The organism is Sphingomonas phyllosphaerae, assembly GCF_036946485.1.
In the GTDB taxonomy this organism is placed as follows: Bacteria; Pseudomonadota; Alphaproteobacteria; order Sphingomonadales; family Sphingomonadaceae; genus Sphingomonas; species Sphingomonas phyllosphaerae_E.
This window is the reverse complement of sequence record NZ_JAQIJA010000001.1, coordinates 159,555-168,793: the sequence shown is the minus strand read 5'-3', so window position 1 is coordinate 168,793 and position 9,239 is coordinate 159,555. Positions and strand designations below refer to the sequence as shown.

General features: G+C 67.6%; 13 protein-coding genes and 1 tRNA gene. 3 read left to right on the top strand and 11 right to left on the bottom strand.

The annotated features are described in order from the left end of the window. Nucleotides 1–8 precede the first annotated feature (8 nt). Nucleotides 9–1,310 carry an ATP-dependent protease ATPase subunit HslU gene (gene hslU, locus PGN16_RS00875; protein WP_335307521.1) on the bottom strand — a complete coding sequence of 434 codons (1,302 nt, stop codon included), beginning with the start codon at nt 1,308–1,310 and terminating at the stop codon, nt 9–11. 199 nt (nt 1,311–1,509) lie between these two features. Then, nucleotides 1,510–2,052, bottom strand: a complete 543-nt coding sequence (gene hslV, locus PGN16_RS00870) for an ATP-dependent protease subunit HslV (RefSeq protein ID WP_081668595.1) — start codon at nt 2,050–2,052, stop codon at nt 1,510–1,512. A 141-nt stretch (nt 2,053–2,193) separates the two neighbouring features. On the opposite strand from hslV, the gene PGN16_RS00865 reads away from it, so the two are divergent. Then, on the top strand, nt 2,194–2,382 hold the full coding sequence (locus PGN16_RS00865; RefSeq protein ID WP_184034847.1) for a hypothetical protein: 189 nt from the start codon (nt 2,194–2,196) through the stop codon (nt 2,380–2,382). 85 nt (nt 2,383–2,467) lie between these two features. Here the strand turns inward: PGN16_RS00865 and PGN16_RS00860 are convergent, their stop codons facing one another. From PGN16_RS00860 to folE, 5 genes are all read right to left on the bottom strand, one after another. Next, complete coding sequence (locus PGN16_RS00860; RefSeq protein WP_335307519.1) at nt 2,468–2,875, bottom strand: 3TM-type holin; 408 nt, start codon at nt 2,873–2,875, stop codon at nt 2,468–2,470. Nucleotides 2,876–2,877: 2 nt separating this feature from the next. After that, complete coding sequence (locus PGN16_RS00855) at nt 2,878–3,426, bottom strand: glycoside hydrolase family 108 protein (protein ID WP_335307518.1); 549 nt, start codon at nt 3,424–3,426, stop codon at nt 2,878–2,880. Nucleotides 3,427–3,617: 191 nt separating this feature from the next. After that, a complete protein-coding gene (locus PGN16_RS00850) occupies nt 3,618–3,968 on the bottom strand; it encodes a dihydroneopterin aldolase (RefSeq protein ID WP_335307517.1) in 351 nt (116 codons plus the stop codon). Next, nucleotides 3,961–4,689, bottom strand: coding sequence for an SDR family oxidoreductase (locus tag PGN16_RS00845; RefSeq protein WP_335307516.1), 729 nt, complete (start codon nt 4,687–4,689; stop codon nt 3,961–3,963). The genes PGN16_RS00850 and PGN16_RS00845 overlap by 8 nt, the downstream gene beginning before the upstream one ends. A 5-nt stretch (nt 4,690–4,694) precedes the next feature. Next, nucleotides 4,695–5,321 (bottom strand): GTP cyclohydrolase I FolE, encoded by a 627-nt coding sequence (folE, locus tag PGN16_RS00840; RefSeq protein WP_443019557.1) that lies wholly within the window; start codon nt 5,319–5,321, stop codon nt 4,695–4,697. Nucleotides 5,322–5,423: 102 nt separating this feature from the next. Between folE and PGN16_RS00835 the strand changes: the two genes are divergently transcribed. Together PGN16_RS00835 and PGN16_RS00830 are read left to right on the top strand one after the other, a co-directional pair. Beyond that, a complete protein-coding gene (locus PGN16_RS00835) occupies nt 5,424–5,630 on the top strand; it encodes a DUF2945 domain-containing protein (protein ID WP_333915926.1) in 207 nt (68 codons plus the stop codon). Nucleotides 5,631–5,675: 45 nt separating this feature from the next. Continuing rightward, entirely contained in the window at nt 5,676–5,936 is a 261-nt protein-coding gene (locus PGN16_RS00830; RefSeq protein ID WP_333915927.1) for an SWIB/MDM2 domain-containing protein, read from the top strand. A gap of 211 nt (nt 5,937–6,147) precedes the next feature. Here PGN16_RS00830 and pncB read toward each other — a convergent pair whose 3' ends face one another. The 4 genes from pncB to PGN16_RS00810 all read right to left on the bottom strand — a co-directional run bounded on the left by pncB (nt 6,148) and on the right by PGN16_RS00810 (nt 9,234). After that, nucleotides 6,148–7,452 carry a nicotinate phosphoribosyltransferase gene (gene pncB / locus PGN16_RS00825; RefSeq protein ID WP_335307514.1) on the bottom strand — a complete coding sequence of 435 codons (1,305 nt, stop codon included), beginning with the start codon at nt 7,450–7,452 and terminating at the stop codon, nt 6,148–6,150. 2 nt (nt 7,453–7,454) lie between these two features. Continuing rightward, complete coding sequence (locus PGN16_RS00820) at nt 7,455–8,738, bottom strand: Hsp70 family protein (RefSeq protein ID WP_335307513.1); 1,284 nt, start codon at nt 8,736–8,738, stop codon at nt 7,455–7,457. Between the two features lie 20 nt (nt 8,739–8,758). Further along, nucleotides 8,759–8,835 (bottom strand) — tRNA-Arg (locus PGN16_RS00815). Between the two features lie 51 nt (nt 8,836–8,886). After that, complete coding sequence (locus PGN16_RS00810) at nt 8,887–9,234, bottom strand: ArsC family reductase (protein ID WP_335307512.1); 348 nt, start codon at nt 9,232–9,234, stop codon at nt 8,887–8,889. Nucleotides 9,235–9,239: the final 5 nt, after the last annotated feature.

The following is a 9,239-nucleotide window of genomic DNA, read 5'->3' as shown; positions in this document are numbered from 1 at the left end:
GATGTAGGTTACAGCACGAAGCGACTCAAGTCGGAGTTCCGCGCGACGCTCGCCAGTTGCGCCTCGACATAAGCGGCATCGACGGTCACCGCCGCGCCCTGCCGGTCCTCCGCATCGAAGCTGACCTCCTCGAGCAGTTTCTCCATGACGGTCTGGAGCCGGCGCGCGCCGATATTCTCGATCTCACCGTTCACCTCCGCCGCGATCCGCGCGATCGCGCGGATGCCGTCGTCGGTGAAGTCGACCGCGACGCCCTCGGTCGCGATCAACGCCTTGTATTGCGCGGGCAGCGACGCCTTGGTGTCCGACAGGATCGCGACGAAATCGTCCTCGGTCAGCCCCTTCAGCTCGACGCGGATCGGCAGCCGGCCCTGAAGCTCGGGCAGCAGGTCGCTCGGCTTGGCGACGTGGAACGCGCCCGAGGCGATGAACAGGATATGGTCGGTCTTCATCGGGCCGTATTTCGTCGAGACGGTCGTCCCCTCGATCAGCGGCAACAGGTCGCGCTGGACGCCCTCGCGGCTGACCGAGCCGCCGCGCACGTCGCTGACCGCGATCTTGTCGATCTCGTCGAGGAACACGATGCCATTCTCCTCGGCGTCCTGGAGCGCTATGCGGCTGACCTCGTCCTGGTCGAGGCGTTTGTCGGCCTCCTCCTCGACCAGTTTCTCCCAGGCGGCGGGGACGAGCAATTTGCGGCGCTGCTTGGGGCCGCCGCCGAACGCCTTGCCCATCATTTCGGACAGGTTGATCATGCCGACCGACCCCTGCCCGCCCGGCAGCTCGAACGGCATCGGCGGGGCCTGTTGCAGCTCCAGTTCGACTTCCTTGTCGGCGAGATGGCCCTCGGCGAAGCGCTGGCGGAAGCTGTCGCGGGTCGCCTGGCTGGCGTCCTTGCCGACCAAGGCGTCGAGCAACCGGTCCATCGCGGCGGCCTCGGCCTTGTCCTTCACCGCGATGCGGCGGCGTTCCTTCTCCAGCCGCACCGCTTCCTCGACGAGGTCGCGTGCGATCTGTTCGACGTCGCGGCCGACATAGCCGACCTCGGTGAACTTGGTCGCCTCGACCTTCACGAACGGCGCATCGGCCAGCTTGGCGAGGCGGCGGCTGATCTCGGTCTTGCCGCAGCCGGTCGGCCCGATCATCAGGATGTTCTTGGGCGTCACCTCGTCGCGCAGGTCGGGCGACAGCTGCTGGCGGCGCCAGCGGTTGCGCAGCGCGACGGCGACCGCGCGCTTGGCGTCCTGCTGCCCGATGATGTGCGCGTCGAGCGCGGCGACGATCGCCTTGGGGGTGAGATTATCGTTCATGGTTTTTCAAAGCCCTGATCGGCGAATGTTGTGAATGTTGAGACGATGGCGGGGTGAACCGTCGCCCCTGCGGAGGCAGGGGCCTATGGCTGTGGCGCTGGTCGGGCGGGCTGACACAGGGGCGTCGCCTGTGTGTCAGCCGCTTCGCGACAGGCTACAGACATGGGCCCCTGCCTGCGCAGGGGCGACGGGGTGGCCGTCACGTCGTGCTGTCCAGCGTCTCGATCGTGACGCGATCGTTGGTGTAGACGCAGACCTCGGCGGCGATCTTCATCGCCTTGCGGCACAGCACCTCGGCATCATTCTCGTATTCGACCAAGGCGCGCGCAGCGGCGAGCGCGTAATTGCCGCCCGAACCGATCGCGGCGATCCCCGCCTCCGGCTCCAGCACGTCGCCGTTGCCGGTAAGGATCAGCGTCACTTCCTTGTCGGCGACGATCATCATCGCCTCCAGGTTGCGCAGGAACTTGTCGGTGCGCCAGTCCTTGGCCAGCTCGACCGCGGCGCGCATCAGGTGATAGCCGTGGCGCTCAAGCTTGGCCTCCAGCCGCTCGAACAAGGTGAAGGCGTCGGCGGTCGCACCCGCGAAGCCGGCGATGACCTTGCCGTCGCCGAGCGTGCGGACTTTGCGCGCATTGGGCTTCATCACGGTCTGCCCCATCGAGACCTGACCGTCGCCGATGACGACGACCTTGCCGCCGCGCCGTACCGAAAGAATGGTGGTGCCATGCCAGACCGGCATGGAATGTGGATCGTTCCCGTTCATAGGCTGCGGAATTTGGGGCGCGGATGTGTCCCAGGCAAGGGCAACGAAAGTTTGCACGCCGGCGATGGTATCGCCACGGACGAACGACCATATGGCGCGCGGAGAGTGAGTGCGTCGATGATTACCGATAAAGATCGTTTGTATTTCCAGACGCGGGCCGAGGCCGAACTCCGGCTGGCCGCAGAGGCAGAAGACCCGGTGGTGTGCCAGGCGCATTATGCGATGGCGACCGAATATCTGGAGGCCGCGCACGGCGCGAACATGCGCCTGCCGCCCGATCCGCAACGGCTGGCGCGGTCGGGTTGATGCCGTCATTGCGAGCGTAGCGAAGCAATCCAGGGCCGGACCAGGACGCCCTGGATTGCTTCGCTACGCTCGCAATGACGAAACTTCATCTCGCCTTGGTCTTCCCCCATTCGCGCGCGACGGTGTAGCCGAGATAGCCGGTGGCGAAGAGCGTGTAGAGCGGCTCGGGCAGGCCGGAGAGATAGGCGTTCATCGCCTGCGCGATCGCCGCCGCCGCCTGCGGGCGGACCGCGGCGATCAGCCCCATCGGGATGCTCCACAGCAGCAGCGCGTACATGACGTAGAGGAAGCCGGGCCGAGCGCGGCTGGTCCACGGGTCGGTCGCCTGCGCCTCGGCGAGGATCGCGGCCATCTGCGCCTTGACGCGCTCCAGCTCCTGCGTGCCTTCCAGCCGCAGCAGCTCGCGCTGCGCGGCCTCACGTGCGCGGGGGTCGGGGATCAGCTTGTCGAGCAGCCCGGCGACCGGCGCGACGATCGAGTCGAGCACCGCCATGCTCAGCGCTCCCCGCCGCCGACGCGGTTGGCGAGCCAGCCGTAGAGAAACGCCTCGTTGGCCGGGCGATGCTCGGCGAGCGACAGATAGCGTTCGCCCTGCAGGGCCTCGACCGCGCGGATCAGCACCGTCTCGGCGGTCGGGCCGCGCGTGGCGAGGAAGCGGGTCAGCGCGGCGAGTGTCTGCGCGCCGATCCGGCCATCGCAGGCGAGATCGGGATAGTCGCGCCCGCCGCGGTTGAGCGCGGTGAGCGCGCGTTGCAGGAACGTCGTCGCGGTCTCCGGCCCCATGTTGACGCCGGTGTCGAACAATTCGGCGGCGAGCCGCGGGGCGTGGGAGGCGATCTGGTCGAAGCCGGGCGCGGTCCAGTAGCGGCGGCGGTAGATCGCCACCGCCGCCGGGCGCGCGAAATGCCGCATGTCGCCGGTATAGCCGTTGGCGCGCGCGACCGCCTCGGTGATGCCGAAGCGCGTCGCGCCGCCGCGATCGGCGGGGTTGTTCACGAAACCGCCCTCGCGGTCGATCACCGCGTCGATGAGGTCGTCGATCATGGTGGACGTTCTCCTTGGTTGCGGTGAGAACGTATCAGGAACGACGCGATGTAGGACAGGGCGCGCCGTTGGCGCTAATTCACCACGACGCACCGCTTCGTCGCCCCGGACCTGATCCGGGGCCCCGCTTCTTCTTGGCCAGCGCGGCAAGAAGCGGGATCCCGGATCAAGTCCGGGATGACGAAAGGCCTTCAGCGCCCGCGCACGATCTCGCAGCCGACGCGCGCGTCGGGGTAGACGTCGGGCTTCATCGAGCGGACGCGCACCTCGCGCACGCGCGGGTCGGCGAGGCAGAAGGCGGCGACGCGTTCGACCAAGGTCTCCTGCAACGCAAAGCCGTCGCCCGCCGCCAACGCGTGGATGCCGTCGCGGATCGTGTCGTAATCGAGCACCTCGGCGATCGTGTCCGCACCCGGCGTCGCTGGATAGTCGACGGTCAGCCGCACCGACACCAGCACGCGCTGCGGCGCGGCCTCGTGCGGGTGGATGCCGAGCCGCATCTGCACCGCGAGATCGTCGAGGATGATCGTATAGTCAGCCATGATCGGTCTCGAACATCACGTCGCGCGCGCTTTTGACGAAGCGCTGGCCGCAGTCGACGAACACGTTCTGCCCGGTGACGCTGCGCGCGCCCAGCAGCCACACCACCGCGTCGGCGACCGCCTCCGCGCCGACCGGGCGCTGCAACAGATTGGCGCGCGCGACCGCGTCAAAGTCGGCATCGGTCTGGTCGCCGCTGGGCAGCGTCAGCCCCGGCGACACGGCGTTGACGCGGACGCGCGGCGCATGGGCCTGCGCCATCAAGATCGTCGCCTGCGCGAGCGCGGCCTTGGTCAGCGTATAGCTGTAGAAATCAGGATTGGGGTTGGCGAGCTTCTGGTCGAGCAGGTTGACGACCGCGCCCTCGCGCCCCTGCCCCGCCAGCGCGGCGGCGAGCAACGAGGGCGCGACGACGTTCACCGCATGGAGCCGCGCGGCGAGCGTCGCGTCGGGCGCGGCAGGCGCGTCATACTCGAACAGCGAGGCGCTGTTGACCAGCCCGTCGATCGGACCGCCCTCGGACGCGCGGGAGAACAGCGCGCGGACATCGGCAAGGTCGGACAGATCGCCCTGCACCGCCGCGCCCCCCAGTTCGGCGGCGAGCGCCTCGGCCTCCGCCTGTGAGGACCCGTAGTGGATCACCGGCTCGTGCCCCGCCGCCGCGACCGCGCGCGCGATCGCCGCGCCGAGCCGCTTCGCGCCGCCGGTCACCAGCACCCGCATCGCGGTCAGCCGAGCCCCATCAGCGACAGCACTTCCTTGCGGCTGCGGTCGTCGTCGCGGAACACGCCCATCATGCGGCTGGTCACCATCCCGACCCCCGAGGTGCGAACGCCGCGCGCGGTCATGCACGCGTGGCTCGCCTCGATCACCACCGCGACCCCCAGCGGCTTGAGCCCGTTCCAGATGCAATCGGCGACCTCGGCGGTCAGCCGCTCCTGCACCTGCAACCGCCGCGCATAACCGTGGAGGACGCGCGCCAGCTTCGAAATGCCGACGACATGGTTGCGCGGCAGGTACGCGATATGCGCCTTGCCGATGATCGGTGCCATGTGATGCTCGCAATGCGATTGGAACGGAATGTCCTTCAGCAGCACGATCTCGTCATAGCCGCCGACTTCCTCGAAGACGCGCGACAGGTGGACGCCAGGGTCCTCGCCATAGCCGGCGCAATATTCCTTCCACGCCCGCGCCACGCGCTTCGGCGTGTCGACCAGCCCCTCGCGGGTGGGATCGTCACCCGCCCAGCGCAGCAGCGTCCGCACCGCCTCCGCGACGTGATCGGGCACCGCGATCTTGCCGTCTTCCGCCACCAGATCGCCGTCGTCGGGCGTCGCCTGACCCTTGTCGTTCATCATGTCCTCGTTCGTATCGACGCCGGCTGTAGCACGAATTGATCCAGCGCAACCTGTCATGTCCTCCGTGGGTTGCATCCTCCGCAACGAAGGAGACGGACGATGGCGGACAATCTGAAGAAGGGCGACGACGTGACCTGGAAGTCGCACGGCGGCACCGCGCACGGCACGGTCGAGAAGAAGCTGACGTCCGAAACCTCGATCAAGGGGCACAAGGTCAAGGCGTCGAAGGACGATCCGCAATATCTCGTGGAGAGTGACAATGGCGGAAAGGCGGCGCACAAGCCCGCTGCGCTGAAAAAGGCGTGATTCTGCGCGCGGCCCGATTGGGTCGCCGCACATGGAAGGATTACAATGGCTACCACCCCCAAGACCGGCGGTATTCACGCCCCCGTTCAGCCCTCGGCTGAGCTGGGCGCGGTCGTCGGCAACGAGAAGCTGCCGCGCAGCCAGGTCATCAGCAAGGTGTGGGACTATATCAAGTCGAACAACCTGCAGAACCCGGAGAACAAGCGCGAGATCCTCGCCGACGACAATCTGAAGAAGGTGTTCGGCAAGGACAAGGTGACGATGTTCGAGATGAACAAGTATATCTCGCAACACGTAAAGGCCTGAGGCTTTTCGATCGATGTGACGCGCCGCTGGTTATGACCGGCGGCGCGTTTTTTTCTATCAATCAATCGCACTGACACCGCCGAAGGGCGGTCGCCGTAGCGTGCGAAATTCATCCGTCATTGCGAGCGGAGCGAAGCAATCCAGTGACGGACCAGGACGCCCTGGATTGCTTCGCTCCGCTCGCAATGACGGAGTCGGACGCGGTCCGCCTTTACACCGCCACCGGCACCGCCGTGCGCGCCTCGTCGCCGAACACGCGGAGATAGCGCGCGATTTCCTCGGGCGTGCCTGTCGCCTTGGCGGGATTGTCGGACAGTTTGACCGCCGGACGGCCATCGGCGCTCACCACCTTGCAGACCAAAGAGATCGGCTCCAGACCGGTCGCACTATCGGGATCGCAGCCGCGGAAGTCGTTGGTCAGGTTCGTCCCCCAGCCGAAGCTCATCCTTACCCGGCCTTGGAAATGGCGATAGGTCGCCGCGATCGAGTCGGTGTCCATGCCGTCGGAGAAGATCAGCAGTTTGTCGCGCGGATCGCGGCCATGCGCCTGCCACCAGGCGATGATCCGCTCGCCCGCCGCGACCGGCGGCGCGCTGTCGGGTCGGAAGCCGGTCCAGTCCGCTACCCAGTCGGGCGCGTCGCGCAGGAAGGCGGCGGTGCCGAACGCATCGGGCAGCGCGATCAGCAAATTGCCGCCATAGGCCTGCCGCCATTCGTCGAGCACCCGATACGGCGCCTGCGCCAGCGCGGCGTCGTCAGGCGCCAGCGCGGCGGCCACCATCGGCAGCTCGTGCGCGTTGGTGCCGATCGCCTCCAGATCGTGATCCATCGCGAGCAGCACGTTCGACGTACCGATGAAGCGCTTGCCCAGCCCTTCCTTGAGCGCCTCGACGCACCAGCGCTGCCACAGGAAGCCGTGGCGGCGGCGGGTGCCGAAATCCGACAGCGCGAGGTCGGGAAGTTCCTGCAACCGCTCGACCTTCTCCCACAATTTGGCCTTGGCGCGCGCGTAGAGCACGTCGAGCGTGAAGCGCCCCTTGCCGCGCAGCGCCGCCCGCGCACGCAGTTCGTTGACGATCGCGAGCGCAGGGATTTCCCACATCGTCGTGCACATCCACGGGCCGTCGAAATGCAGCTCGAACTGGCCGTCGACGGTGCGCAGCTCATAGTCGGGCAGCCGGAAGTCGGCGAGCCACGCAAGGAAATCGGGCGCGAACATCCGCGCCTCGCCATAGAAGCTGTTGCCCGCCAGCCAGATCAGCTCCTTCTTGGTGAAGCGCAGCGCGCGCGCGTGATCGAGCTGGGCGCGCAACTCGGCTTCGTCGATCACCTCGGCGAGCCGGACATTGTGCGTGCGGTTTATGAGCGCGAAGGTGGCATGTGTGTCGCGATGCCGCCGCCAGATCAGCTGGAGCATCAGCAGCTTGTAGAAGTCGGTGTCGAGCAGGCTGCGCACGATCGGGTCGAGCCGCCAGCCATGATCCCAGGTGCGCGTCGCGATATCGGTATAGACCATCGTCACGCCTCCCATGGCGTGATGTCGGGCTCGGCGCCGATCAGCGCGAGGCCATGCGCGATCGAGGTCAGCTCGCCGCCGGTCGCGATCCGCTCCGCGCCGAAGCGGCGGTCGAAGATCGCGCGGATCGCCGGGATCAGCGACGAGCCGCCGGTCAGGAACACGCGGTCGATCGCCCCCGCCTCCACCCCGCCGCGCGCCAGCGCCGCGTCGAGCGCCGCCTCGATCCGTACGAGATCGTCGGCGATCCAGCGCTCGAACTCGGCGCGGGTCACGTCGGCGGCGATGCGGATCCCGCCGCCCTCGAACGCGAATTCGGCGTGGTCGGCGCTCGACAGCGCGCGCTTGAGCCGGCCGACCGCGTCGTAGAGCGGGAAGCCCTGCTCCTCCTCGACCAGCGCGATCATCCGCCCGATCGCCTCGGGATCGAGCGCGTCGCGTTGCAGCTTGCGCAGTTCTTCAAGCGTGCGGCGGTTGCGCATCATCGCCAGCCGCGACCAGTCCGCGACGTCGTTGAAGAAGCCGCCGGGAATGTCGAGCACCTTGCCGAACGAGCGATATCGGCCGCCCTTGCCCAGCAGCGGCAGCACCAGTTGCGAGACGATCCGCTGGTCGAAACGGTCGCCGGCGATCCCGACGCCGGTCGAGGCGAGCGGGACGCAGCGGCGCTCCGCGCCCGGCGCGGCGACGCGCACCAGCGAGAAATCAGTCGTCCCGCCGCCGAAATCGGCGACGAGGATCGTCGCCGGCTCGGTCAGCCGCGACGCGAAGCTGTGCGCCGCGCCGAGCGGTTCGTAGACGTAATGGACCTCGGCGCCGAACTCGCGCAGCATCAGGTCGTAACGTTGCCGCGCTAGCGCTTCGTCGGGGCGCGCGCCGGCATATTCGACCGGCCGCCCGACGATCACGCGCGCGGGACGATCGTCGAGCTGCCCGCCGGCATGGCGCACCAGCTTCTGGAGCAGCAATCGCCCGAGATCCTCGAAGCGCATCTGGCGGTTGAAGATCGTCGTGCGCTCGAACAGCGAGCTGGCGGCGACGGTCTTGAACGATTGGACGAAGCGGCTGTCGAGCGGGGCCTCGAGATATTCGGCGATCGCCCACGGCCCGGCCTCGCTGGCGACGCCGTTCCAGCCCTGCTCGTCTTCCCAGAAGCACAGGGCCGAGCGGAACACCGCGCCGGTCGCTTCCTTCCCGGCGAACTCGACGAGGCGCGCCTCGTCATCCTCGGCGAGCGCGACGACGGTGTTGGTGGTGCCGAAATCGAGGCCGAGCGCACGCGCCACGTCTTGCTCCGTCGCAGGTGTGGTGCCCCCGGCGAGATTCGAACTCACGGCCTGCGGTTTAGGAAACCGTCGCTCTATCCTGCTGAGCTACGGGGGCACGGGCGGTTTTCCTAGGTTTCCGCACGCGCCCGGTCAACGGCGAAGCGGGTCAGGCGAACAGCGCGGCGTAGCGGTCCGGCTTGAACCCGACCTCGATCCGGTCGCCGTCGACCAGCACCGGGCGCTTTATAGTGGACGGATGCGCGATCATCAGCGCGCGCGCCTTCGCCGTGTCGATGTCGGCCTTGTCGGCGTCGGGCAGCTTGCGGAAGGTGGTGCCGGCGCGGTTGAGCAGCGGCTCCCAGCCGAGCTGCGTGATCCATCGGTCGAGCGCTGCTTCGTCGACGCCGGCTTTCTTGTAGTCGTGGAAGGTATGCGCGACGTCATGCTCGGTCAGCCACGTCCGCGCCTTCTTCACCGTGTCGCAATTGGGAATGCCGTAGAGGGTGATGGTCATTATCG